Raw genomic sequence first — 24,513 nt, 5'->3', positions numbered from 1 at the left:
AAATATTATGGCTTAACTCTACGAGCCGTTGCTCTACTGGTCTTAGTTTTTCCAACTTCACTAAATTCAAAAGTATAAGAATCCTTATCTGTAGTCAAGATTTTTATAAGAATAGCTTTCTTTTCAGCTTGATTTTTTGGATTAATCTTTTCTAACACATATTCACAATCATTTACCCAGCGAATAGTAGAAGAATCAATTTTTTCATTGAAATAATCAACTTCAATAGAATCTGAGCGTGTAATGGTTGTTTTAAAAACTTCAGTACCAGAAAGTGCTTCAAACTCAAAGGTTCCTGTTCTAAAATCAGTGCAATTGCGTTCTGTTTCGTAACAACTGCTCAATAAAAATAAACTTACTAGTAAGAGGAATACGCGCATCTTCAATTTTTATGCGAATTTCTGAAAAATTACTGAAACGGCTCAATTTTGATAAACATTAAAACTCCCATCGCTATAAAAAAATACAATTTTTTCTATTTTATTTGAATTTCCACTATTGTGGATTATGTTTTTAGTGGTATCCGTAATGTCATTCGAAAAAAGATCGAAGCTTTTTTTTGTGTCATTCTGATTTTTTTGTGATGGCGTATTAATTTCTTTTAAGTTATTCAAAACAGTAGGGAAGGTCCCTTTTCCATAAAGAAGCCAATTTAAATCTACCTCAGGAAATTTCTGAAGTAACTTCATTACAAACTCAAGACTAGGTTTATTTCTACCCGATAACAAATGCGAAATAGTGGAGCGGTTAAAATCCACTTCTTCTGCAAAAGCTGTAGCAGTAAGATTGTAATAATCCAGTATTTTTTCCATCCGTTTTACAAAATCCTCGCTGTTTACCATTGTAACATTGTTCTTATCATATCAACGGTTACAAATGTAAAATATTATAATAGATATACAATATATAATGTAAAATTTACACAAATTTATTAAACTAAGACTTTATAGTGATGATCTTAATTACCTGAAATAAAATATTTTATAGTTGATTTTGTTTAAGCCATTTATTTTAAACAATTATTGGGTTCAAAATAGCGCTGCTTGTTTACCCTTGTAATCAAAATGAAAGATGAATCTTGTTTACATTTGTAAACTATCCATTGTTTAACTTTGTAAACAATAAATTTAAGTATGAAAATAGAAAGTTGGTATCAACAAAATTTTGAGCATCATTTATTGGGTCGTTATATAAGCATGGAGCATGTTTACCCTTTGTTAGAAATGTATAATTTAAAATATGAAATTTCTGTGATTGGGGTTTCAGAAAAGGGTCAAGACATTCCAATGCTTAAAGTTGGAAAAGGTGATAAAGTGGTCTTGGGCTGGTCTCAAATGCACGGAAATGAAAGTACCACTACGAAGGCTCTTTTTGATTTTTTAAAATTTATAAGTCAGGATACAGTTTTTAAAACCGAAATAGAACATTTTTTAAATACGTATAGCTTTTATATAGTTCCAATCCTCAATCCAGATGGCGCCGCATGTTACACACGAGTAAACGCAAATAATATTGACCTTAACCGCGATGCATTAAGCTTATCGCAACTGGAGAGTCAATGTTTACGTAAATTATTTGAAGAATTAAAACCTTCACTTTGCTTAAACCTGCATGACCAACGCTCTATATTTGGCTTTAAAAGTGGGAAACCCGCTACAATTTCATTTTTATCACCGGCAGCAGATGAAGAACGGACTGTAACAACAGCACGGAAAGTTGCTATGGAGCAGATTGTTAAAATGAATGCAATACTTCAGAAATACATTCCTGGTCAAGTAGGAAGGTACGATGATAGCTTTAATAATACTTGTGTAGGTGATACTTTTCAAAAAGCAGGCGCGCCAACTATTTTATTTGAGGCTGGACATTATGAGCAGGATTATCAACGCGAAAAGCCTAGAGAGTTTATTTTTTATGCATTAGTAGCATTATTTGATATTATTGGCGAAGGGAGTGCGCCAGAATATAAAGCATATTTTAATATTCCTGAAAATCTTAAAAATTTCAACGATTTTATCTTGCGAAATGTAACAATTCCTACACAAAAAGAAACAGTCTCGATTGCAATTCAATTTAAAGAGTTCCTACAAAATAAATCTGTTGATTTTAAGCCATTTATTGATGAAATAGGGGGGCTAGATACTAGAATTGGGCATAAAGAGGCCGACTTAAATGGGGGTGAAATATTAACAATTCCTCAAGAAAGTTTAACAGTCGGCATGGATATTTCAAAAATAATTGATAAAACTACGAATTCGGTAATATTTTCTTACAATTTTATTTAGTAATATCATAAAACTTCATATTTTTGCAAAAAAAATATAATTGATATGCCGAAGTTTAAGTTAGATGATACGGACCACAAAATCCTGGACCTTTTAATAGACAATACAAGAATCCCCTTTACTGACATTGCAAAAAAATTAGAAATCTCTGCAGGAACAATTCACGTTCGTGTTAAAAAGATGGAAGAGGCTGGAATAATTACAGGTTCTTCTCTTCAAGTTGATTATAAAAAATTAGGGTATTCATTTATAGCTTATGTAGGGGTTTTTATTTTTAAAACATCACAAACCCAGTTTGTCTTGGAGCGTATAAGCCATATTCCATTTGTAACTGTAGCACATGTTACAACGGGAAAATTTAATATCTTTTGTAAGATTAGAGCACGAGATACTTCGCATGCAAAAGACATAATTTATCAAATAGATGATATTGAAGGGGTTAGTAGAACAGAAACGATGATATCTATGGAAGAAAGCATTAATGATAAAAAAAGATTACTACACTCCATATTTAATGAGATATAAGTGTCTTTAAAATTTAGATTAAAGCCTTTGCCCTACAGCAAAGGTTTTTTTATATTTAATAAAAAAACATGACAAGATCTGAAGTATTAGCCGCTGAATATAATTCCTATTATAAAAACTATATAGGTTTAGTTGAAAAGACTTCACTTACTAACGCACTAATAGTTGGTTTAGAAACGACGCAAACATTTTTTGAGACTTTACCTAAAGAAAAATGGAAGTATCAATATGCGCCAGATAAATGGACTCCGAAAGATATATTGCAGCATGTTTCGGATACTGAAAGGGTTTTTGCCTATAGGGCATTGTATTTTGCGAGATTTAAAAATGCAGATCTTAAAGGTTTTGATGAAAATGTTTTTGCTATGAATGCACATGCTAACAAAAAATCTATAACAGACTTAATAAATGAATACAAAACTATCAGAGCGGCATCACTTTCATTATTTAAATACCTCAATGAATCTGAATTAAAACAAACAGGGACAGCAAACGGTAGTTTAATGTCTGTGAGAGCTGCTGGTTTTATTATTTGTGGTCACGAAATACACCATTGTAATATTATAAAAGAGCGTTACTTATAAGTCGTAAAGACTCTTATAAACTTCACTTCCAATATTAAAGATAGCTGTAAATAGCTGGTATCATTAGCATTTCTTAACAAAGATTAGTAAAACATTAATAGGAAATAATTCCTAGTAAATTAGTTGCTTATTATCTTCACGTAAAATTAATTGTTTAACTATAAGAAAAGATTATGAATAAGAGAATAGCAATTTTAGCAACGGATGGTTTTGAAGAATCTGAATTGAAGTCACCAAAAGAGGCGATGGAGAATGAAGGGTTTATTGTAGAAATTATTAGTGAAAAAGAAGGTAAAATAAAAGCATGGGCTGATGGCAACTGGAGTAATGAATACGCAGTAGACAAAACCATTGAAAATGCATCTTCATCTGATTATAATGCATTGGTTTTGCCGGGAGGTGTTATAAACCCAGATAAATTAAGGAGAAATGAAAACGCATTGAAATTTGTAAAACATTTCTTTGAACAAAAGAAACCTGTTGCAGCAATATGCCACGGACCACAAGTTTTAATTTCTGCGGAAGTGGTAAAAGATAGAAAAATGACTTCCTTTAGTTCTATTAAAGATGACCTTATAAATGCAGGTGCTAATTGGGTAGACGAAGAAGTGGTTGTGGACGAAGGGTTTGTTACTAGTAGGAATCCAGATGATTTACCAGCATTTAATTCAAAATTAATTGAAGAGATTAAAGAGGGGAAACATGAGCTTCAACATGCTTAATAAACTAAATGCGTTTAGCATATAACAATAAAAGAGGCGATTTTCGCCTCTTTTTTATTGTTTAGCTATGTAATGAAGGATTATTCCTCCTCATCCATTTTTTTTCTATCAGGAATCTCACTGATTGGCTCGTTAAAATCAGCATCATCATAGTCGTCTTCATCAAAATTTGCCATGGTTATTTCAAGTCGCGAACTTACTTTCACTAAAAAAATAGTGTCTTCCGTTTTCACTTCAACCGCTTCAACTGTTTCGTTTTTAGCATTTTTAAAAGTGATAACATGGGCGTCATCATACCCATCTGGATATTTTTCTACTAATAGGGAAAGTATTTCTGGTGTTAACTTTCGGTAATCTACAATGATTCGCTTCATTTATAATTCAATCTTTTTAGTTTGGGGTTATAAAACTATTCAAATATAAAAGACTTAAAAATTTTTACAAGAAATTTTTTATAAATTTTTATAATAATTAAAGGCGCTGAATATCAATTCGTTACTCACGATGCAGTTTGTTTTATGGCTTCCTATATCCTCTAATAGCACAAAAAGCACCTTTCCATTCCTGTTTTTCTTATCGAAGACCATTAATTTTATGATTGCAGCAATATCTTTTTGAGAGAAATCTAGCTTTGGGAAATACTTTAAAACATTTTTTGAGATGTCAGTTAAAGTTTCTTCTGGGAAATTATAGATTTCTTTTGAAATATATGTAGCCAAAATAATCCCCACAGCAACCGCTTCCCCATGTAATAAATCGCTCTTTTCAGGGCTATCAAGAAAATACGATTCTATGGCATGGCCAAGTGTATGACCGTAATTTAAGGTTTTGCGCAGCTCTTTTTCAAGAGGATCTTTTTCAACAACTTCTCTTTTTATTTCGATAGAATCCCAAATTAGGGTTTCAAATTCCATTTTATTGTTAAAATCAATATTCTTTACGCGATTCCAATATGCTTTACTATGAATAATGCCGTGTTTAAGCATTTCTGCAATTCCAGATGTAATATGCGCTGCGGGTAAAGTTTTTAAAAAAAAAGTATCTAAAACAACCATTTCTGGAGGATTTATTACACCAATTTGATTCTTTATATGCCCAAGGTCCACCCCATTTTTTCCACCAACAGAAGCATCCACCATAGCGAGTAGGGAGGTGGGGATGTTTATAAAGGGAATGCCGCGATTAAATGTTGATGCTACAAAACCACCAAGATCTGTAACCACACCACCACCTAGGTTAATTATTAAACTATTTCGATCTGCGCCTTTTTCTGAAAGTATTTCCCAAACATGTAAGCAGGTATGTATTGTTTTGTAGCTTTCACCCGCTGGGATTGTAATAACCTCTGGAGTAATCTGAAAGGAAAACTTGCTGTAAAGGTATGGAATACAGTGTTTTGAGGTGTTGGTGTCGGAGATTATAAAAACCTTGGAAGGCGTAAGGTTTTCAACATGTTTTAATAGTGTTTTCCATGCAATTTCATCTTTATAGACCCCTCCTTTAAAATTATTCTTTTCTTCCATCAATTTTGGCAATTATTCTTCATTATTCAAAGTTCAAATCTAACTATATTTGCACACATTATTTTTTTTTATGACCTCAAATTCACTTTTCGATAATACAGAAACTGCTTTTCAATTGAAAAGTAATTCTGAGCTAGAACGCGCATACTTTCTATTTAAAATGATTTCTAAAGAACCATTAGTAAAAATAGGGGCTGCGGCAACAAAGTTTGCATTAAACATAAACCTACCTGTAGAAGGGCTTATTCGCGCTACAGTTTTTGACCATTTTTGCGGCGGCATAAATGAAAGAGACTGTATGAGCACTGTTGATAGTCTTTTTGATGTTGGTGTATCTGCTGTTTTAGATTATTCTGTGGAAGGGAAAGAAGCGGAGGTTCAATTTGATGCAACAGCTAATAAAGTAGGGGAGCTTACAGAATTTGCACAGAATAAAGAAGCGATGCCTTTTTCGGTGTTTAAGCCTTCAGGTCTTGGTAGGTTCTCTATTTGGCAAAAAGTAACTGAAAAACAGCCTTTAACAGCAAATGAAAAAGCGCAATGGGAAAGAATTGAGAAGCGTTACGATGCAATTTCTAAAATTGCTCACGACAGTAAAATTAGTCTGCTTATAGATGGTGAAGAATCATGGATACAAGATGCCGCAGATGATCTTTGTGAGAAAATGATGGAAAAGTATAATAAAGTGCGCCCTATTGTTTTTAATACATTGCAATGTTATCGTTGGGATAGGCTTGACTACTTAAAAGGGTTGCATCAAAGAGCAAAAGCGAAAGGCTTTAAACTTGGCTTTAAGGTAGTTCGTGGTGCGTATATGGAAAAGGAAAACGATCGTGCTATAGAAAAAGGATATAAAACTCCAATTTGTGAAAGTAAAAAAGCTACGGATGATAACTTCAATGAAGTAATGAAGTATATTATTGATAATCTTGAAGATATAGAACTATTTATTGGCACTCACAATGAATCTAGTACCTATCTAGCTATAGATATAATGAAAGAAAAGGGGATTGCAAAGAGCGATAGTCGTATTTGGTTTGGACAACTTTACGGTATGAGTGATCATATTACTTTTAACCTTGGTGCTGAAGGTTATAATGTAGCAAAATACCTTCCTTTTGGACCTGTAAAAGACGTTATGCCTTATTTAATTCGTCGTGCAGAAGAAAACACTTCTGTAGCGGGACAGACCAGTAGAGAGCTTACACTATTGAAAAAAGAGAAAGCGCGAAGAAAATTATAATATTTTAGAAATATTATTCTTGAAAAACACTAGCATCAATAATTGTAGCTTTGTTTTCACAATTTTCAACTCTAATTTTTAATATTTTTTCTAAGATTTCTCCTTCAATAACATATTGTTTGCAGGAGTCAAGGGCGGTATTGCTTTCAGAAAAAAGCACATCTCCATCTTTAAGCAAAATAGAAATTGCGGAAGTATCCATTTTATTTTCACGAAGCACATTTAAGGTATTCTTAGAAAAAGCACGTTCTTTTAATCTTAGGTTTTTAAGTGTTCTAGATTCTGGGCCATATGCGCAGGATGTTTTTTTGCCATTTAAGATAAATAGGAGCAATGCTATTCCAAGTAAAAAACCACCTGAAAAGTAGGCTAACCGGTATGCTAATCTCATTAATTTAGATTTAAGGATTTGTGGTTTGACTCAATAAAAAACTCTAATAAGCACGTATTCAATACGTTTTAAAAAATCAATAAATTGAGGTCGCTATAAGGCATATCAAACCAATCTGCAACTGCTTTATTAGTCAGTATTCCGCGGTAAAAGTACAAACCATTTTTCAAACCATTGTCAAAACGAATCGCATTTTCTAACCCCCCGCTTTCTGCGATTTCTAAAACGTATGGAGTAAAAATATTACTTATTGAAATTGAGGCCGTTTTGGGGTAACGCGCAGGAATATTTGGCACTCCATAATGAATTACTTCATGTTTAATAAATGTTGGAGCGTCATGACTAGTTGTTTCAGTAGTTTCAAAACAACCGCCCATATCTACACAAACATCAATTATTACAGCACCTTTTTTCATATTTCGCACCATAGCTTCCGAAACAATAATAGGGGCCCTATTGTGTCCGCGTACAGCACCAATAGCTACATCACAGCGTAATAATGCTTTCATTAAATTTTTAGGCTGTATTGTTGAAGTGTATAATATACGGCCTACGTTGGTCTGAATGGTTCTTAATTTTGTTATTGAACTATCAAATACTTTTACGTTTGCTCCAAGTCCTAAGGCGGATCTAACGGCAAATTCGCCTACAGTTCCTGCGCCAATAACAACAACTTCTACGGGAGGGACGCCACTAATATTTCCGAAAAGTAACCCATTTCCTTTTTTTGCGTTAACCATTAATTCTGCAGCAATTAATACAGAGGCCGTGCCCGCAATTTCACTTAAAGCTTTAACGGCAGGATAACTATGGTCTTCGTCTTTAATAAATTCAAAAGCAAGGGCTGTAATTTTCTTTTTTGCAAGTACGTCAAAATAAGATTTTTGACGAGTTTTTAATTGAAGGGCAGAAATAAGTACCGTTTTCGGTTTTATAAGTTCTAATTCTTCAAGTGTTGGTGGCTCCACTTTTAATACCATGGGGCAGCCAAAAACCTTCTTAGTGTCTTCCGTCATTTCTGCGCCAGCTTCGGCGTAATCTTTGTCGGAAAATCCAGCTTCGTTTCCAGCTCCTTTTTCAATTAAAACCCGATGGCCATTACTAACAATAGCATTAACGGCATCTGGCGTAAGGCAGATTCTTTTTTCTTGAAAATAAGCTTCTTTAGGAATACCAATATGTAATTCCCCTTTTTGTTTGGCTATTTCAAGCATTTCTTCCTGGGGAAGTAATTGTTCTCTTGTAAAAGGTGATTTTGGCTTAGACATATTAAAAACTTGACCTCAAGTTACGTAATAATTTTATATTTCATTTTTAAAAAACGATCAAAAACGGTCATTTGATTGGTCTCTCATTTAGTTGTAAATCCTGAATATTGAATGTGCAATGGGTTTTAAGAAGTCCCAGATAATCTATGTTATACAACTAGTCTTAGTGTTCTACTGCCGTTAGCGTTTTTTGTTATATATATATTGGTTGCATTTTCTGGTAAAATAGCTTCAATTTTTTTAGGCCATTCAATAAAAATGTAATTTCCACTATAAAAGTAATCTTCAACACCAATATCAAACGCTTCTTCTACACTATCAATTCTATAGAAATCAAAGTGATAAACAACACCATCGGTAGCTTCATATTCATTAATAATTGAAAAGGAGGGGCTGCCAGAAACACTCTTAACGCCAAGAAGTTGGACGATCTCTTTAATAAGTGTTGTTTTACCAACCCCCATTTCACCATATAGCAAGAAAGTTTTAGATGCTGAGAGGGTTATAATTTTCTCAGCAATTTCAGTAATTTCAGATTGGGTATAGGTAAAGTTCATTTTTTTAAATCAAAACGAATATAAAAAAAATTATTTGTCAAATCCATGGTTTACAAAACAATTGTTTGGCTTCAATTTAAAGCAATGTAAACGTGTTACCTCGGTGTTAAAACAGAAAACGGAATAATCATTTCTTCTAAGGAAACGCCACCGTGTTGGTAGGTATTTCGATAATAACTTACATAATGGTTGTAATTGTTTGGGTATGCAAAGAAATAATCCCCTTTGGCAAAAATAAACGAACTACTCATATTTATAGTAGGTAGGTAGATTGATTTCGGGTCTTTTGCTGCCAAAACTTCTTTATCTTCATAGGTAAGGCTTTTTCCTGTTTTGTAACGTAGGTTAAGGCTGGTGTTTTTATCGCCTATTACTTTTGAAGGGTTTTTTACGTTAATGGTACCGTGGTCTGTGGTAATAATTAACTTAAAGCCTAGGCGAGCTGCTTGTTGGATGATTTCTAATAAAGGAGAGTTTTTAAACCAACTTTGTGTTAAAGAACGGTATGATTTATCATTTGAAGCAAGCTCTTTTATTACTTCCATTTCGGTTTTGGAGTGTGAAAGCATATCAACAAAGTTGTATACTACAACAGTTAAGTCTTCATCTTTATGACTTTTAAAGTTTTCAACTAGTTTTTTACCTTGTTTTAAGCTTGAAATTTTGTGGTAGCTCCAATTTAGTTTTAGTCCAAGTCTTTTAAGTTGGGCAGAAAAAAACGCCTCTTCCTTCATGTTTTTTCCGCCTTCTTCGGTATCGTTTAACCAAAGGTCAGGGTGTAATTTTTCCATTTCACTAGGCATAAGTCCAGAAAAAATAGCATTACGGGAATACTGGGTAGCTGTTGGGAGAATACTACAGAAAAGATCTTCGGTAGTTTTTTTGTAAATAGTAGCAATTGTAGGCTCAAAAGCTTTCCATTGATCAAATCTTAAATTATCAACTACGACCAATAGCGTAGGTTTGCCTTGTTGCAACTCTGGCTGTACTTTATCTCTAAATAAGGTATGAGACATGGTTGGAGCTTCATCTTGATTTTCAAACCATCTAGGGTAGTTTTTATCTATAAATTTGCAAAACTGACTATTAGCTTCTGTTTTTTGAGATTCTAAAATCTCAAACATCCCTGAATCTTCAATGTTTTCAAGCTCTAACTCCCAATATACCAACTTTTGATATAGGTCTTTCCATTCCTCAAAACTATTCACCATTGATAGGTCCATCGCAATTTTGCGGAATTCCTGCTGATAATTTGAAGTTGTTTTTTCAGAAACCAACCTGTTGTGGTCTAAGTTTTTCTTTAAACTCAATAAAATTTGGTTTGGGTTAACTGGTTTTATAAGGTAATCGGCAATTTTAGAACCAATAGCTTCTTCCATTATATATTCTTCTTCACTTTTAGTAATCATTACCACAGGCAAGGAAGCTTGTTGTTCTTTAATCTCAGCCAATGTTTCAAGCCCGGTGAGGCCAGGCATATTTTCGTCTAGAAAAACAATATCGAAAGTTTCTTTTTTTATTTCTTCCAAAGCTTCTGTACCGCTCTGTGCTGTAGTTACTTTATAGTTTTTATTCTCAAGGAATAGAATATGTGGTTTAAGCAAATCTATTTCATCATCAACCCATAGTACTTTTATGTCGCTCATATATGTATATTTGTGTGTGTAAATAATTCTGCGCTTTTACGAAGAATTTTCTTCAAAAATAAACCTGAATTATTTCAAAAAATTTTTGAAGCTATTAATTAAAAGTTAAAGTTTGAAATCCCTTCCAAAGCTTAAAATTATAAACGACCCGATCTATGGTTTTATTACCATACCTACAAAACTGATATTCGATTTAATGGAGCATAAATATTTCCAAAGGCTCCGTAGAATTTCGCAAATGGGGTTCTCTTATATTGTTTATCCAGGTGCGCACCACACGCGTTTTCATCATGCGCTAGGCGCCATGTTTTTAATGCAAAAAGCGGTGCAAGTACTTAAATCTAAGGGCGTAACCATTTCTACAGAAGAAGAGGAAGCCTTGTATGCTGCTATATTTCTTCATGATATTGGTCATGGTCCTTTCTCGCATGCTATGGAAAATAGCATTGTTGAAAATGTAAGTCATGAACAAATTTCTCTGCTATTTATGGAGTCGTTGAACCGAAAGTTTAACAACGGTTTAACGCTTGCCATACACATATTTAAAGACCAGTACTCCCGAAAGTTTTTACATCAATTGGTTTCAGGCCAGTTAGACATGGATCGTTTGGATTACTTAAAACGAGATAGTTTTTATACTGGAGTTTCAGAAGGCACGGTAAATGCGCAACGATTAATAGCGATGCTAAATGTAAAAGATGATGCGTTGGTGGTTGAAGAAAAAGGTATTTATTCGGTTGAAAATTTTTTAATTGCCCGCAGATTAATGTACTGGCAAGTATACCTTCATAAAACGGGTATAGTCGCAGAGCAACTTTTAGTACGCCTGCTAAAACGTGCCAAGCAATTAACTGCTGAAGGAGTGGAGCTTCCAGCAAGTGAAGGCTTGCGTTTTTTTCTAAAAAACAATATAAGTTTTGATGATTTTTCGGATGAAGTACTAAATACTTTTTCAAAACTCGATGATTACGATATAATTTCTGCGATGAAAATGTGGGTAAGCAGCAGTGATTTTGTGCTTAAGAACCTTTCTAAAATGCTTCTTAATCGTGATTTATTAAAAATTAAAGTAAAATCGCAACCCTTTTCACTTCAAAAAGTAGCCGTTAAAAGAAATAAAATAAGTGACGTTTTTAAGCTTTCTGAAGAAGAAGCTTCCTATTTTGTTTTTACAGGAAAAATGGAGAACCAAGCTTATAGCATGGAAAAAGACACCATAAACCTACTTAAGAAAAACGGTAAAACAGTTGACGTTGCGAAGGCCAGCGACCAGTTAAATTTGGAGGCGCTTTCTAAATCTGTTGTAAAATACTATATGTGCTATCCAAAAAACAATATAGATAGCTATCAACGCTAAATCCTTTTTTTCTATTTTTGCATGAATGAAAACCAACCAACAAAATTTAATTCACATAAAAAATACTATTTTGCGGTTGCCAACTTTCTATAATTTGGTTAAAATAACCCAACACATCCAATGAAATTTACAGCAGCCCAAATAGCAGGAATTTTAAACGGTACCGTAGATGGTGATGAAGGAGTAGAAGTTTCACAACTTGCAAAGATTGAAGAAGGGAATACAGGGAGCCTTACTTTTTTGGCAAACCCAAAATACACACATTATATATATTCTACCAAAGCTTCAATAACAATAGTAAATGACGACTTTGTTCCTGAAAGCAAAATAGAAACCACTTTAATTAGGGTAGAAAATGCGTATAAAGCCTTTTCGCAACTCTTAGAGTATTACAATCAAGTAAAAATGAATAAAACGGGGATTGAAAACCCTGTGTTTGTTTCGGAAAGTGCCAAATATGGAGAAAATTTATATTTAGGCGCTTTTTCATATATAGGAGAAAATGTAAAAATAGGCGATAATGTGAAAATTTTTCCGAATGTTTATATTGGTGATAATGTAACTATTGGCGATAATACAATTCTTTTTACTGGAGCAAAGCTTTATTCTGAAACAGTTGTTGGTGTAGCTTGTGTTATTCATAGTGGAGTTATTATTGGGGCAGATGGTTTTGGTTTTACGCCAAATGAAAAAGGAGAATATCATAAAGTACCTCAAACTGGAAACGTAATTATTGAAGATAATGTAGACATTGGCGCGGGCACTACCATAGACCGCGCAACTTTGGGAGCTACAGTTATAAAAAAAGGAGTAAAGCTGGATAATCAAATTCAGATAGCTCACAATGTTATTATTGGAGAAAACACTGTAATCGCTGCTCAAACTGGGATTGCTGGTTCAACCAAAATTGGCAAAAGCTGCATGATTGGCGGCCAAGTTGGTATTGCAGGGCATATTATAATTGGCGACAATGTAAAAATACAAGCCCAAAGTGGAATCGGTAGAAATGTAAAGGACAATGAAACCCTACAAGGATCACCAGCGTTAAATTATGCCGATTACAATAAAAGTTATGTATATTTTAAAAACCTACCCAAAATAATGGATAGGTTCAATATAGTTGAAAAAAAGCTTGATAATGAATGAAAGTGTTGTAAAACAGCGCACCCTCGGAAAGGAAATTTCGCTTACCGGAGTCGGTCTGCATACGGGTAAAGAAGTAACAATAACATTTAAACCCGCTCCCGAAAACCACGGGTATTCGTTTGTGAGAATTGATTTGGAAGGGCATCCTGTTATTGAAGCAGATGCAAATTATGTAGTCAATACACAAAGAGGTACAAATCTTGAGAAACGCGGTGTAAAAATCCAAACATCTGAACATGTGCTTGCCGCATTGGTAGGACTTGAAGTGGATAATTGTATTATGGAATTAAACGCTTCTGAACCGCCTATTATGGATGGATCTTCAAAGTTTTTTGTTGAAGCCGTTGAAAAAGCAGGGGTTGTAGCACAAGATGCCCCAAGAGAAGAGTATGTGGTGAAAGAAGTTATTTCATACCTAGATGAAGAAACGGGTAGTGAAATAATTGTAATGCCGGCTGATGAATACCAAGTAACAACCATGGTTGATTTTGGCACTAAAGTTTTAGGCACACAAAATGCTTCCTTAACGCATATTTCAGGATTTAAAGATGAAATTGCAAACGCAAGAACCTTTAGCTTTCTTCATGAAATTGAAATGTTATTAGAACATGGACTCATTAAAGGTGGAGATCTTAATAATGCAATAGTTTATGTAGATAAAGAGCTTTCGCCGGGTACAATGGATAAGCTTCGTACTGCTTTTGGAAAAGATACAATTTCTGTAAAACCAAATGGGATTTTAGACAATCTAACATTACACTACCCAAATGAAGCTGCAAGGCATAAACTTTTAGATGTAATAGGGGATTTAGCGTTAGTAGGAACTCGAATTCGAGGAAAAGTAATTGCAAATAAACCCGGGCATCACGTAAATACCCAATTTGCAAAAAAACTTTCTAAAATAATAAAACAAGAGAGTCGAAATAATATTCCAAAATTCGATATAAATCAACCTCCTGTAAAGGACGTAAACCAGATAATGGCAATGCTTCCACATAGGCCACCCTTTTTACTGGTTGATAAGATCATGGAAATGTCTGACACCCATGTTGTAGGGCTTAAAAATGTTACAATGAACGAGCCGTTTTTTGTAGGTCATTTTCCTGGAGCACCCGTTATGCCTGGTGTTTTAATTGTTGAGGCAATGGCACAAACAGGGGGGATCCTAGCATTAAGTACGGTTCCTGATCCTGAAAATTATCTTACATTCTTTATGAAAATAAACAATGTAAAGTTTAAACAACAAGTTAATCCAGGGGATACACTTATTTTTAAATTAGAATTAATGTCTCCAATACGTCGTGGTATTGTTCATATGAAAGGTAATGCGTATGCAAACGACAAGCTTGTAACCGAGGCTGAATTAATGGCCCAAATGGTTAAAACAAAAAACTTATAGATGAATAATGTAGTGTGTTTTAGTATTTAGAACACAATTCTAATTTCATTAAAAATATAATATATTAAATAATGAACCAACCACTTGCATACGTCCACCCGGGCGCAAAAATAGCCAAAAATGTTGTTATAGAACCGTTTACAACAATACACAATAATGTTGTAATTGGCGAAGGAACTTGGATAGGTAGTAATGTAACAATTATGGAAGGTGCACGCATCGGTAAAAATTGCAATATTTTTCCAGGGGCAGTAATTTCAGCAGTTCCTCAAGATTTAAAATTTAAGGATGAAGACACTACTGTTGAAATTGGGGATGGTACCACAATCCGTGAATATGTAACAATTAATCGTGGAACTATTGATCGCGGTAAAACTGTTGTTGGTAAAAATTGCTGGATTATGGCATATTGCCATATTGCACATGATTGTATAGTGGGGGATAACTGTATTTTTTCAAATAATAGTACACTAGCAGGGCATATAACTGTAGGAGATCACGTAGTTTTGGCAGGAATGACTGCGGTTCACCAATTTTGCATGATTGGAAATCACGCTTTTGTTACCGGCGGTTCTTTGGTTAGAAAAGATGTTCCTCCTTTTGTAAAAGCTGCGCGTGAACCCCTTAGTTATGTGGGTATCAATAGTATTGGCTTGCGAAGAAGAGGCTTCACTTCACAGAAAATCACTGAAATACAAAATATATATAGACTTTTATATCAAAAAAACTTTAATACTTCCCAGGCTTCAGAAATTATTGAAGCGGAAATGGAAGCTACGCCTGAGCGCGACGAAATACTTCAATTTATAAAAAACTCGAAAAGAGGAATTATGAAAGGATATTTCAATTCAAATTAAAAAGAGTTTAAATACTTAGAGGTTGATAATTTTAACGCAACAATCTAAAAACCACATTTAAAAAAATAAAATTTATAATGGCTACTTCATCAGATATCAGAAAAGGACTTTGCATCCGCTATAACAACGACATTTTCAAAATTATTGAATTCCTTCACGTAAAACCCGGTAAAGGCCCCGCTTTTGTGCGTACTAAATTGAGAAGTGTTACCACAGGAAAAGTGATTGACAATACGTTTTCTGCAGGTCATAAAATTGAAGATGTACGTGTAGAGACTCATAAGTTTCAATACCTTTATAATGAAGGCGAAATGTATCATTTTATGAATACCGAAGATTATTCTCAAATTAGTTTAATGAAAGGAATACTCGACACGCCAGAATTAATGAAAGAAGGCGAAATAGTGACAGTTCTTATAAATACAGAAGATAGTGCTCCGCTTTCAGTTGAAATGCCTGCGCATGTTATTTTAGAGGTTTCTTCTACCGAACCTGGGGTAAAAGGAAATACAGCTACAAACGCTACAAAACCAGCTATTGTTGAAACAGGAGCTGAAATTAACGTCCCACTTTTTATAAATGAAGGGGATAAAATTAGAATCGATACTGAAAAAGGGCAATATCAAGAAAGAGTAAAAGAATAATATTCAATAGCAATAGTAACTTCAATGATTTTTTTGAAATAAAAACCGAGCAAGCATAAATGAAATTTCCAAATCCTCAAACTCTTGAAAATATAGCATCCTTAATCAGTTCAGATTATGTAGGTGAAGCAAATTTTCCGGTTTTTGGAATGAATGAAATTCATGTTGTTCAGCCCGGAGATATTGTTTTTGTAGATCACCCAAAGTATTACGACAAGGCATTGCAATCACAAGCGACGGTGATACTTATTAACAAAAAAGTGGAATGCCCTGTAGGGAAAGCACTGCTTATTTCAGAAGATCCGTTTCGAGACTTTAATAAACTAACAAATCATTTTAGACCTTTCCAACGTGCTACGAGCTCAATTGCTGAATCTGCAGTAATAGGAGCGGGAACCGTTATACAGCCAAATGTATTTGTAGGCAACAATGTAAAGATTGGTCGCAATTGCTTGATTCATTCAAACGTTTGTATTTATGATAATACGATACTAGGGGATAATGTTACAATCCATGCTGGAACTATTTTAGGAAGTGATGCTTTTTACTATAAAAATCGTCCCGAAAAATTTGATAAGCTTTTAAGTGGTGGAAACGTTGTTATTGAAAATAATGTAGATTTAGGCGCGTTATGCACCATCGATAAAGGCGTTACCGCTTCAACCACAATTGGAGAAGGTTCAAAACTTGACAATCAAGTACATGTAGGGCATGATACTGTTATAGGAAAACGGTGTTTAATTGCTTCTCAAGTTGGTATTGCAGGTTGCGTTTTAATTGAAGATTATGTTACCATTTGGGGGCAAGTTGGTATTACTAGCGGCGTTACCATAGGTGAAAAAGCTATAATTTCAGCTCAGAGTGGCGTAAGTAAATCTTTAGTTGGAAATAAATCGTATTTTGGATCCCCAGCAGATGAATTTAGAAAAAAATATAAAGAATTAGCGTCAATAAAACTGATTCCAGATATTATTGAAAAATTGGACAAATTATCATGAACAATAAAGCAAAAGAAGTAGTAAGAGATTTTTATAAGTCTGATATTCTGAATGATGATAGCGTTTTGGAGCGTTTTTTTCATCCAGAACTTGTTCTAATTTGGAACAGTGCCAATGGACTTTCAATAATGCATTATAATGATATTGTTGGTTTTTTTAGTGAAGTTCGTCGTTCCTATAACGATCTTCGCATTGAGGTAAGTCATTTATTAGGTGATGCTAACCATGTAACGATACGTTATAAATACTATATCCGTACTATGGAAAACCCAGACGAAGAATTGGGGATAGCACATTTTATCGCTATATGGGAAGTAAAAGACGATAAGCTTTATCGTGGATACCAAGTAAGTCAACCTGTAACCGATAATGATGACACTACTGAATCTTATCATAGAGTTAAGGTTTAATATTTTTTCTTTCCCCCAACAAAAGCCGTATCTTTGCGGGAATTATTTAAAAAAGCAATACTGAATTTACTTCAATAATTAACATACATAAACAACAGAAAATACTTAAAAATGAGCGTTTTAGTAAATAAAAATTCAAAAATAATAGTTCAAGGTTTCACCGGAAGTGAAGGTACTTTTCACGCCGGACAAATGATAGAGTACGGCACCAATGTGGTTGGAGGCGTTACGCCAGGAAAAGGTGGACAGAAACATCTTGACAAGCCAGTATTTAACACGGTTTCAGAAGCTGTCAAAGAAACTGGGGCAGATACAACCATTATTTTTGTTCCCCCAGCATTTGCTGCAGATGCTATTATGGAAGCTGCTGACGCTGGTATTAAAGTGATTATCACAATTACTGAAGGAATTCCTGTAAAAGACATGATTATTGCTTCAGACTATATAAAAGATAAAGCGTGTCGTTTAATAGGCCCTAACTGCCCAGGAGTTATTACTCCAGGGGAAGCAAAAGTAGGTATTATGCCCGGTTTTGTATTCAAACAAGGAAAAGTTGGTATTGTTTCAAAATCTGGAACACTTACCTACGAAGCTGCTGACCAAGTAGTAAAACAAGGTTTAGGTATTACAACTGCAATTGGTATTGGCGGGGATCCAATTATTGGAACTACAACTAAAGAAGCATTGGAAATGTTGATAATGGATCCAGAAAGTGAAGCTGTTGTTATGATTGGTGAGATTGGTGGTCAGTTAGAAATTGACGCTGCAAACTGGTATAAAAATAGTGGAATTAAAAAACCTGTAATTGGGTTTATTGCTGGTGAAACTGCACCTGCAGGAAGAACAATGGGCCATGCTGGCGCAATTGTTGGAGGAAGTGAAGACACTGCTCAAGCTAAGAAAAAAGTAATGCGTGAATGTGGAATTCACGTGGTAGATTCTCCTGCAGAAATTGGTAAAAAAGTTGCCGAAGTTTTAGGATAATCAATACATCTATAAGACCTGTAGCGTTTTTATAACCTTACAGGTCTTTTTTTACAGTCTTGTGGTTTTCACAGGGCTTTTTTTATGGAGAACCCATAAGCTTTTATTATATTTGACTCTCCGCCTTTTGCGGCTTTTTTAATAAATATATGTCTGGTTAAGCGTTCCCAACGAATTAGAAAAGTGGCGCCGAAACCTTTTTAATTTAAATTGAAATACTTTTTTATATGAAATTATTAGAAGGAAAAACAGCAATCATCACAGGCGGCAGCCGTGGAATTGGAAAAGGTATCGTTGAAGTTTTCGCACAACACGGTGCTAACGTAGCTTTTACGTATAGCGCTTCTGCTGAAGCAGCAAATGCACTGGCAACTGAAGTTTCAAAAACTGGCGTAAAAGCAAAAGCATATAAGAGTGATGCTGCTTCCTATGAAGATTCACAAAAACTGGCTGAAGAAGTTGTAAAAGACTTCGGAAGCATCGATATTCTTATAAATAACGCAGGAATTACCAAAGACAATCTCTTAATGCGCATTTCGGAGGAAGACTTCGATAAGGTTATTGAAGTTAACCTAAAATCTGTTTTCAATATGACGAAAGCCGTACAGCGCACCATGTTGAAACAACGTAAAGGTTCTATAATTAATATGAGCTCTGTTGTTGGGGTTAAAGGAAACGCTGGGCAAACTAATTATGCAGCTTCAAAAGCCGGTATTATTGGGTTTACAAAATCTGTTGCGTTAGAACTTGGATCTCGCGACATTCGTTGTAACGCAATTGCTCCTGGATTTATTGAAACAGAAATGACTGGAAAGCTTGATGCAGCTACCGTTCAAAGCTGGCGTGATGCCATTCCATTAAAACGCGGCGGGTCTCCAGAAGACATAGCAAATGCATGTGTTTTCTTAGCCAGCGACCTTTCTGCCTACGTTACAGGCCAAGTGCTTAATGTAGACGGAGGAATGTTGACTTAATTTAAGATATGCGATTTATATTTATTATTGAAAAGTTGAAACTTTAAGATTATACTTTAAATCCAATATCTAAATCGTAAATCCAAATGTCCACAGTAACCATTTTTTATATAATCATCGCCGGAATAATTTCTATTGCTCTGGCGGTTTTTATGTATGGCTATAAGTCAAAACAAAAAGGGGCTTTAGCTTGGGTTTTTGGATTACTACGTTTTATAACATTAGGATCTATTTTACTTTTATTAATCAATCCAAAATTTAAAAGTGAAAGCTATACTATTGAAAAGCCTAAGCTGCCTATTCTGGTTGATAATTCAGCTTCAATAGGGGAGTTGGGGCAAGAAGAGAATGTGCAACAATTACTTCAAGCGTTCAAAGAAAGCGATAAACTCAATTCAAAATTTGATATTTCTTATTATTCCTTCGGAAATGATTTTCGCGAAGGTGATTCGCTCTCGTTTACTGAAAAAAACACCAATATTTCAAAAGCACTTGTTTCTTCAAATGAACTCTTTAAAAACCAGAACGCAGCGACAGTTTTAGTAACCGACGGAAACCAAACGCTGGGCAGCGATTATGAATTTTCTACCACCACCTATAAAAATCCAATATATACAGTGGTTTTAGGCGACTCCATAAGATACACTGATTTAAAAATTGAACAGCTCAACACCAATAGGTATGCGTTTTTAAAAAACCAATTTCCAGTTGAAGTGATATTAAACTATAGTGGCACTAGTCCTGTAAATGCGGAATTTGTGGTTACTAAAGGAGTTTCAACTGTATATAGTTCCAAGGTTTCATTTGCTGCTAATGAAACTTCAAAAACGCTTCATTTTACACTTTCAGCGACTAGTGTTGGTCTTCAAAAATATACAGCACAAATACGCCCCCTTTTAGACGAAAAAAATAAAACAAACAACACAAAGCAGTTTGCAGTGGAAGTTATAGACGAAGCTACGAATGTTTTGGTGGTTAGCAAATTAACACATCCCGATTTAGGCGCTCTTAAAAGTGCCATAACAACAAACGAGCAACGCACAGTAACTTTCAAAAAACCGCTAGCAGCAGTTTCTATTTTAAATGATTATCAGCTAGTTATTCTATATCAACCTGATCGGAATTTTGCTTCGGTATTTTCAGAACTTGAAAAGCTTAAAAAAAATACTTGGATTATTTCTGGGCTTCAAACAGATTGGTATTTTTTAAATGCTGCTCAAAACAATTTTAACAAAGAAGCCAGCAGTCAAAGTGAAGATGTGCAAGCTGCATTAAGCACTAATTATGGAACTTTTGCTGTTGCAGACATTGGGTTTCATAATTTTCCGCCACTGCATACAGAGTTTGGTGCGTTAACGATTCGTGTACCAAATGAAGTAATGCTAACACAAAATGTTAGTGGAATTGCTAATGGAAACCCTTTGATAGCTACAATGGAAATTAATGGTAAGCGCGATGCTATATGGGATGGTGAAGGTTTTTGGCGATGGCGTGCCGCTAGTTTTTTAAAAGGGACTAGTTTTCAAGAGTTTGATGATTTTTTAGGAAACCTTATTCAGTATTTGGCTTCAAATAAGCGTAGAAGTAGGCTAGCGGTTAGCGCTGAATCATTTTACTACAATAACAATGCTATAAAGATTTCGGCACAGTATTTTGATAAAAACTATGCTTTTGATAATCGCGCAGCACTTAATATTACTGTAAAAAATAAGGAAACGGAGAAACAAACCGTTTTTCCGATGCTTTTGCGAAATAATTATTATGAAGTAGATTTAAATAGTCTTGCTGCGGGTGAATATGCTTATACCATTTCTGTAGCAAATGAAGGGGTTTCTAGTAGTGGAAACTTTACAATTTTAGATTTTAATGTAGAACAGCAATTTCAAAATGCAGCTGTTTCAAAATTACAACGTATTTCAACTAATACTAAGGGGGAAAGCTATTTTGTGACGCAAAGCGATTCCCTACTAAAATCATTAATTGACAATCCAAATTTTCAAAATATTGAACGAAGCGAACAAAAAGTGGTACCTTTGATAGATTGGAAATATCTTCTCGCACTTATCGTTTTTGCCCTCGCTGCAGAATGGTTTATCAGAAAGTATAACGGGCTCATCTAGTTAAATAATCAAAATCAAAATAAATAATGGAAAAATTACCCAAACTCACAATACCTGTAATCGTAGGAATTGTATTACTTATTATTTTAGTTTCAAAATCTTCAGTTACTATTAAAGCAGGACATGCTGGAGTGCTTTATCAAACATTTTCGAATGGGGTTGTTACAGACGAACCCCCATTAGGGGAGGGGTTTCACATCATTGCTCCTTGGAATAAAGTTTTTATTTATGAAGTACGTCAGCAGGAATTAAGTGAAAAAATGCAGGTGCTTTCTTCAAATGGACTTGAAATTAAACTGGATGCTTCGGCTTGGTACCAACCAGTTCCTTCAGATATTGCTAAATTACACCAAGAGAAAGGTGAAAACTATTTACAACGTGTAATTCAGCCAGCAATTAGAAGTGCGGCAAGAAGTGTTGTAGGACGTTATACGCCAGAGCAATTATATTCTAGCAAGCGTGATGCCATTCAAGAAGAGATTTTTGAAGAAACAAAGAAGATTTTAGACAAGCAGTACATTCAATTGAATGAAGTTTTAGTACGTGATGTAACCCTTCCAGCTGCGATTAAAGATGCAATTGAAAGAAAACTACGACAAGAGCAAGAATCGTTAGAATATGAATTCCGTCTTGAAAAAGCTACGAAAGAAGCTCAAAAAGTACGTATCGAAGCACAAGGGAAAGCAGATGCTAACAAGATATTAAGTGCGTCTTTGACAGATAAAATTCTTCAGGACAAAGGTATTGATGCTACCTTAGAGCTAGCAAAATCACCAAATGCGAAAGTAGTTGTGGTTGGTTCAGGTGAAAGCGGTTTGCCTTTAATTTTAGGGGATAACTAATTAAGTAACAACATTCAAATTTTTAATAAAGCCTTCCTTTGTGGAAGGCTTTTATTTTATTCTGTTTTCTGAAATGATTTTATAATTACCAAGCCACAAACTACAGCTACAGCTGTTAACCCAAAAGCTAAAACAGTATTGCTATAAATAAAATTTCCGATAGCAAACAGGGTGCAATACACGCCAACCACACCTGCAAAAAAACCAAGAATTTTCATTCCAAAGCCTTTAAATTTTGATTCATTACCAAAAATTAGACTGTTGAAACTGTTTAATGTATTTGCATCTGAAGGTTTCGTTAAAAATGTTACAAGCACCCAACCAAGGGTTGTTATTACTACTCCTAACACCAGTTGCCAATGCCCAGCTATTTCAACCATAGGAGTCTCCATTTTTTCATTTATAAAGAAAAAAGCAGCGATAACAAAAGAGATTAGCATTGCAGCAATTTCACTATATGGATTTATTCTACTCCAAAACCATCGTAAAATAAAGAGTAATCCAGTTCCGGCTCCAATAGATAGTAGTAAATTGAACCCATCACGAGCTTCTTCTAAAACGAGCGCTAATAAACCAGCAAGTACCATCATTACAACAGTAGCGATTCTGCCAACTGCCACTTGTTCTTTTCCTGAGGCTTCTTTGCGAAGAAATCTAACATAAAAATCATTTACCACATACGAGCTTCCCCAGTTTAAATGTGTAGAAATGGTGCTCATAAATGCAGCAATTAACGATGTAATTACGATACCCAATAAACCTGCTGGCAAAAATGTAAGCATTGCCGGATATGACAAATCATTTTTCACAAATGATGGATCCAAGTTTGGAAATGCAGCCTGTAAACTTTCAAGGTTTGGAAAAACAATTATGGAAGCTAAACCAATAATAATCCAAGGCCAAGGGCGAAGTGCATAATGCGCTATATTAAAAAATAAGGTAGCCCAAGTTGCATGCTTTTCATCTTTTGCAGCAAGCATTCTTTGCGCAATATAACCGCCTCCGCCTGGTTCTGCTCCAGGATACCATACACTCCACCATTGCACCGCAAGGGGAATAATAAGTAGCGGAATTAAAAGCTCTGGTTTAGAAAAGTCAGGTAACATAGCCGTCTTGGCTGCTACGGCAGGGGTGGAGAGTAATTTTTCTATTCCCCCAATTTCAGGCATATTTACAATATAGATAGTTGCCCAAATACTTCCTATCATAGCAATTATAAATTGCACAAAATCTGTAAGTAAAACACCTTTTAAACCACCAAAAGCCGAATAAATTACTACTACAGGAGAAGCAATTAATAAAACTTCATACGATGACAAACCAAACATTACATGGCCAATTTTTATTGCTGCCAGGCAGACATTCGCCATAATTACTATATTAAAGAAAACACCTAGGTAAATAGCCCGAAAGCCTCTTAAAAAAGCAGCACTTTTGCCGCTGTAGCGCAATTCATAAAATTCTAAATCTGTGGTTATTCCACTTTTTCGCCAAAGTTTAGCGTAAAAAAACACGGTAAGCATTCCTGTTAAAAGAAAACTCCACCAGATCCAATTGCCAAACACTCCATCTTCACGAATAACGCCCGCTACAAAATTGGGTGTGTCTGCAGCAAAGGTTGTAGCCACCATGCTTACACCAAGCAACCACCACGGCATATTTCTATCGGAAAGAAAAAAGGATTTTGAATCTTTACCAGACTTTTTTGCTACAACTAATCCAATAACAATAAAAACAATAAAAAAGAAAATTATAAGAACCCAGTCAAGTGTGGCTAAATGCATAAGAAGTATTGGTTTTACTATGGTTTACTTTACTGCCGTTAAAGTAAAGAAATAGATTTATAAATTAATTAATCGTTAAATTTAATATTCACAGTTTTTTAAACAATCTTTTTGTTTAGATTTGTCCCTACAATTATGAATAGAACAAGTTTACATCATCACCATATTAATTTCTTTGCTCACGCGAGGTGATATGGTTGTGCTGTAAATTCAACAATATTCAAAACCCGTTTGAGCAATCAAACGGGTTTTTT

At 34.6% G+C, this 24,513-nt stretch carries 25 protein-coding genes; 16 read left to right on the top strand and 9 right to left on the bottom strand.

Annotation, left to right across the window (positions count from 1 at the left end; translation table 11 throughout):
• Positions 1–5 precede the first annotated feature (5 nt).
• Together ABJ955_RS11520 and ABJ955_RS11515 are read right to left on the bottom strand one after the other, a co-directional pair.
• Positions 6–380, bottom strand: coding sequence for a DNA topoisomerase IV (locus ABJ955_RS11520; RefSeq protein WP_347374773.1), 375 nt, complete (start codon positions 378–380; stop codon positions 6–8).
• Between the two features lie 42 nt (positions 381–422).
• A complete protein-coding gene (locus ABJ955_RS11515) occupies positions 423–812 on the bottom strand; it encodes a helix-turn-helix transcriptional regulator (RefSeq protein WP_347374772.1) in 390 nt (129 codons plus the stop codon).
• Positions 813–1,133: 321 nt separating this feature from the next.
• On the opposite strand from ABJ955_RS11515, the gene ABJ955_RS11510 reads away from it, so the two are divergent.
• From ABJ955_RS11510 to ABJ955_RS11495, 4 genes are all read left to right on the top strand, one after another.
• Positions 1,134–2,285, top strand: coding sequence for a M14 family zinc carboxypeptidase (locus ABJ955_RS11510; RefSeq protein ID WP_347374771.1), 1,152 nt, complete (start codon positions 1,134–1,136; stop codon positions 2,283–2,285).
• A 45-nt stretch (positions 2,286–2,330) separates the two neighbouring features.
• Positions 2,331–2,810, top strand: coding sequence for a winged helix-turn-helix transcriptional regulator (locus tag ABJ955_RS11505; protein ID WP_347374770.1), 480 nt, complete (start codon positions 2,331–2,333; stop codon positions 2,808–2,810).
• Between the two features lie 68 nt (positions 2,811–2,878).
• Complete coding sequence (locus tag ABJ955_RS11500; protein ID WP_347374769.1) at positions 2,879–3,394, top strand: DinB family protein; 516 nt, start codon at positions 2,879–2,881, stop codon at positions 3,392–3,394.
• A gap of 173 nt (positions 3,395–3,567) precedes the next feature.
• Positions 3,568–4,116, top strand: coding sequence for a type 1 glutamine amidotransferase domain-containing protein (locus ABJ955_RS11495; RefSeq protein WP_347374768.1), 549 nt, complete (start codon positions 3,568–3,570; stop codon positions 4,114–4,116).
• A gap of 80 nt (positions 4,117–4,196) precedes the next feature.
• Here the strand turns inward: ABJ955_RS11495 and ABJ955_RS11490 are convergent, their stop codons facing one another.
• Both ABJ955_RS11490 and aroB read right to left on the bottom strand, forming a co-directional pair.
• Positions 4,197–4,490, bottom strand: coding sequence for a hypothetical protein (locus tag ABJ955_RS11490; protein WP_347374767.1), 294 nt, complete (start codon positions 4,488–4,490; stop codon positions 4,197–4,199).
• 78 nt (positions 4,491–4,568) lie between these two features.
• Entirely contained in the window at positions 4,569–5,639 is a 1,071-nt protein-coding gene (gene aroB / locus ABJ955_RS11485; RefSeq protein ID WP_347374766.1) for a 3-dehydroquinate synthase, read from the bottom strand.
• A gap of 70 nt (positions 5,640–5,709) precedes the next feature.
• On the opposite strand from aroB, the gene ABJ955_RS11480 reads away from it, so the two are divergent.
• Positions 5,710–6,882, top strand: a complete 1,173-nt coding sequence (locus tag ABJ955_RS11480) for a proline dehydrogenase family protein (protein WP_347374765.1) — start codon at positions 5,710–5,712, stop codon at positions 6,880–6,882.
• 13 nt (positions 6,883–6,895) lie between these two features.
• Here the strand turns inward: ABJ955_RS11480 and ABJ955_RS11475 are convergent, their stop codons facing one another.
• The 4 genes from ABJ955_RS11475 to ABJ955_RS11460 form a co-directional block, all read right to left on the bottom strand.
• A complete protein-coding gene (locus tag ABJ955_RS11475) occupies positions 6,896–7,273 on the bottom strand; it encodes a hypothetical protein (RefSeq protein WP_347374764.1) in 378 nt (125 codons plus the stop codon).
• Positions 7,274–7,341: 68 nt separating this feature from the next.
• The gene (locus ABJ955_RS11470; protein ID WP_347374763.1) at positions 7,342–8,541 is read right to left on the bottom strand and encodes an alanine dehydrogenase; all 1,200 of its coding nucleotides are present in this window, start codon (positions 8,539–8,541) and stop codon (positions 7,342–7,344) included.
• Between the two features lie 149 nt (positions 8,542–8,690).
• Entirely contained in the window at positions 8,691–9,098 is a 408-nt protein-coding gene (tsaE, locus tag ABJ955_RS11465; RefSeq protein ID WP_347374762.1) for a tRNA (adenosine(37)-N6)-threonylcarbamoyltransferase complex ATPase subunit type 1 TsaE, read from the bottom strand.
• Between the two features lie 95 nt (positions 9,099–9,193).
• The gene (locus ABJ955_RS11460) at positions 9,194–10,744 is read right to left on the bottom strand and encodes a response regulator (protein ID WP_347374761.1); all 1,551 of its coding nucleotides are present in this window, start codon (positions 10,742–10,744) and stop codon (positions 9,194–9,196) included.
• Between the two features lie 112 nt (positions 10,745–10,856).
• Here ABJ955_RS11460 and ABJ955_RS11455 point away from each other — a divergent pair, with 112 nt between their 5' ends.
• The 11 genes from ABJ955_RS11455 to ABJ955_RS11405 all read left to right on the top strand — a co-directional run bounded on the left by ABJ955_RS11455 (position 10,857) and on the right by ABJ955_RS11405 (position 22,475).
• Entirely contained in the window at positions 10,857–12,101 is a 1,245-nt protein-coding gene (locus ABJ955_RS11455; protein ID WP_347374760.1) for an HD domain-containing protein, read from the top strand.
• Between the two features lie 120 nt (positions 12,102–12,221).
• A complete protein-coding gene (lpxD, locus tag ABJ955_RS11450; protein WP_347374759.1) occupies positions 12,222–13,247 on the top strand; it encodes a UDP-3-O-(3-hydroxymyristoyl)glucosamine N-acyltransferase in 1,026 nt (341 codons plus the stop codon).
• Positions 13,240–14,646: a bifunctional UDP-3-O-[3-hydroxymyristoyl] N-acetylglucosamine deacetylase/3-hydroxyacyl-ACP dehydratase gene (locus ABJ955_RS11445; protein ID WP_347374758.1), complete on the top strand. Its 1,407-nt coding sequence runs from the start codon at positions 13,240–13,242 to the stop codon at positions 14,644–14,646. The genes lpxD and ABJ955_RS11445 overlap by 8 nt, the downstream gene beginning before the upstream one ends.
• Positions 14,647–14,717: 71 nt before the next feature.
• Positions 14,718–15,503 carry an acyl-ACP--UDP-N-acetylglucosamine O-acyltransferase gene (lpxA, locus tag ABJ955_RS11440; RefSeq protein ID WP_347374757.1) on the top strand — a complete coding sequence of 262 codons (786 nt, stop codon included), beginning with the start codon at positions 14,718–14,720 and terminating at the stop codon, positions 15,501–15,503.
• 77 nt (positions 15,504–15,580) lie between these two features.
• Positions 15,581–16,147: an elongation factor P gene (gene efp / locus ABJ955_RS11435; protein ID WP_347374756.1), complete on the top strand. Its 567-nt coding sequence runs from the start codon at positions 15,581–15,583 to the stop codon at positions 16,145–16,147.
• Positions 16,148–16,206: 59 nt separating this feature from the next.
• On the top strand, positions 16,207–17,145 hold the full coding sequence (locus tag ABJ955_RS11430) for a UDP-3-O-(3-hydroxymyristoyl)glucosamine N-acyltransferase (RefSeq protein WP_347374755.1): 939 nt from the start codon (positions 16,207–16,209) through the stop codon (positions 17,143–17,145).
• Complete coding sequence (locus tag ABJ955_RS11425; protein ID WP_347374754.1) at positions 17,142–17,555, top strand: nuclear transport factor 2 family protein; 414 nt, start codon at positions 17,142–17,144, stop codon at positions 17,553–17,555. The genes ABJ955_RS11430 and ABJ955_RS11425 overlap by 4 nt, the downstream gene beginning before the upstream one ends.
• A 111-nt stretch (positions 17,556–17,666) precedes the next feature.
• Positions 17,667–18,539, top strand: coding sequence for a succinate--CoA ligase subunit alpha (gene sucD, locus ABJ955_RS11420; protein ID WP_347374753.1), 873 nt, complete (start codon positions 17,667–17,669; stop codon positions 18,537–18,539).
• A gap of 227 nt (positions 18,540–18,766) precedes the next feature.
• On the top strand, positions 18,767–19,513 hold the full coding sequence (gene fabG / locus ABJ955_RS11415) for a 3-oxoacyl-[acyl-carrier-protein] reductase (protein WP_347374752.1): 747 nt from the start codon (positions 18,767–18,769) through the stop codon (positions 19,511–19,513).
• A gap of 86 nt (positions 19,514–19,599) precedes the next feature.
• Positions 19,600–21,633 carry a vWA domain-containing protein gene (locus ABJ955_RS11410; RefSeq protein ID WP_347374751.1) on the top strand — a complete coding sequence of 678 codons (2,034 nt, stop codon included), beginning with the start codon at positions 19,600–19,602 and terminating at the stop codon, positions 21,631–21,633.
• A gap of 26 nt (positions 21,634–21,659) precedes the next feature.
• Complete coding sequence (locus ABJ955_RS11405; protein WP_347374750.1) at positions 21,660–22,475, top strand: prohibitin family protein; 816 nt, start codon at positions 21,660–21,662, stop codon at positions 22,473–22,475.
• 56 nt (positions 22,476–22,531) lie between these two features.
• Here ABJ955_RS11405 and ABJ955_RS11400 read toward each other — a convergent pair whose 3' ends face one another.
• Positions 22,532–24,259, bottom strand: coding sequence for a sodium:solute symporter family protein (locus ABJ955_RS11400; RefSeq protein WP_347374749.1), 1,728 nt, complete (start codon positions 24,257–24,259; stop codon positions 22,532–22,534).
• Positions 24,260–24,513: the final 254 nt, after the last annotated feature.

The organism is Aequorivita sp. Q41 (genome assembly GCF_039831855.1).
In the GTDB taxonomy this organism is placed as follows: Bacteria; Bacteroidota; Bacteroidia; order Flavobacteriales; family Flavobacteriaceae; genus Aequorivita.
This window is presented reverse-complemented; position numbering and strand designations above follow the sequence as displayed.

Bases quoted from the DNA above. Each gene is read 5' to 3' on its own strand.
- ABJ955_RS11520 (WP_347374773.1), bottom strand. From the start codon at position 380: ATGCGCGTATTCCTCTTACTAGTAAGTTTATTTTTATTGAGCAGTTGT.
- ABJ955_RS11515 (WP_347374772.1), bottom strand. From the start codon at position 812: ATGGAAAAAATACTGGATTATTACAATCTTACTGCTACAGCTTTTGCA.
- ABJ955_RS11510 (WP_347374771.1), top strand. From the start codon at position 1,134: ATGAAAATAGAAAGTTGGTATCAACAAAATTTTGAGCATCATTTATTG.
- ABJ955_RS11505 (WP_347374770.1), top strand. From the start codon at position 2,331: ATGCCGAAGTTTAAGTTAGATGATACGGACCACAAAATCCTGGACCTT.
- ABJ955_RS11500 (WP_347374769.1), top strand. From the start codon at position 2,879: ATGACAAGATCTGAAGTATTAGCCGCTGAATATAATTCCTATTATAAA.
- ABJ955_RS11495 (WP_347374768.1), top strand. From the start codon at position 3,568: ATGAATAAGAGAATAGCAATTTTAGCAACGGATGGTTTTGAAGAATCT.
- ABJ955_RS11490 (WP_347374767.1), bottom strand. From the start codon at position 4,490: ATGAAGCGAATCATTGTAGATTACCGAAAGTTAACACCAGAAATACTT.
- aroB (WP_347374766.1), bottom strand. From the start codon at position 5,639: ATGGAAGAAAAGAATAATTTTAAAGGAGGGGTCTATAAAGATGAAATT.
- ABJ955_RS11480 (WP_347374765.1), top strand. From the start codon at position 5,710: ATGACCTCAAATTCACTTTTCGATAATACAGAAACTGCTTTTCAATTG.
- ABJ955_RS11475 (WP_347374764.1), bottom strand. From the start codon at position 7,273: ATGAGATTAGCATACCGGTTAGCCTACTTTTCAGGTGGTTTTTTACTT.
- ABJ955_RS11470 (WP_347374763.1), bottom strand. From the start codon at position 8,541: ATGTCTAAGCCAAAATCACCTTTTACAAGAGAACAATTACTTCCCCAG.
- tsaE (WP_347374762.1), bottom strand. From the start codon at position 9,098: ATGAACTTTACCTATACCCAATCTGAAATTACTGAAATTGCTGAGAAA.
- ABJ955_RS11460 (WP_347374761.1), bottom strand. From the start codon at position 10,744: ATGAGCGACATAAAAGTACTATGGGTTGATGATGAAATAGATTTGCTT.
- lpxD (WP_347374759.1), top strand. From the start codon at position 12,222: ATGAAATTTACAGCAGCCCAAATAGCAGGAATTTTAAACGGTACCGTA.
- ABJ955_RS11445 (WP_347374758.1), top strand. From the start codon at position 13,240: ATGAATGAAAGTGTTGTAAAACAGCGCACCCTCGGAAAGGAAATTTCG.
- lpxA (WP_347374757.1), top strand. From the start codon at position 14,718: ATGAACCAACCACTTGCATACGTCCACCCGGGCGCAAAAATAGCCAAA.
- efp (WP_347374756.1), top strand. From the start codon at position 15,581: ATGGCTACTTCATCAGATATCAGAAAAGGACTTTGCATCCGCTATAAC.
- ABJ955_RS11430 (WP_347374755.1), top strand. From the start codon at position 16,207: ATGAAATTTCCAAATCCTCAAACTCTTGAAAATATAGCATCCTTAATC.
- ABJ955_RS11425 (WP_347374754.1), top strand. From the start codon at position 17,142: ATGAACAATAAAGCAAAAGAAGTAGTAAGAGATTTTTATAAGTCTGAT.
- sucD (WP_347374753.1), top strand. From the start codon at position 17,667: ATGAGCGTTTTAGTAAATAAAAATTCAAAAATAATAGTTCAAGGTTTC.
- fabG (WP_347374752.1), top strand. From the start codon at position 18,767: ATGAAATTATTAGAAGGAAAAACAGCAATCATCACAGGCGGCAGCCGT.
- ABJ955_RS11410 (WP_347374751.1), top strand. From the start codon at position 19,600: ATGTCCACAGTAACCATTTTTTATATAATCATCGCCGGAATAATTTCT.
- ABJ955_RS11405 (WP_347374750.1), top strand. From the start codon at position 21,660: ATGGAAAAATTACCCAAACTCACAATACCTGTAATCGTAGGAATTGTA.
- ABJ955_RS11400 (WP_347374749.1), bottom strand. From the start codon at position 24,259: ATGCATTTAGCCACACTTGACTGGGTTCTTATAATTTTCTTTTTTATT.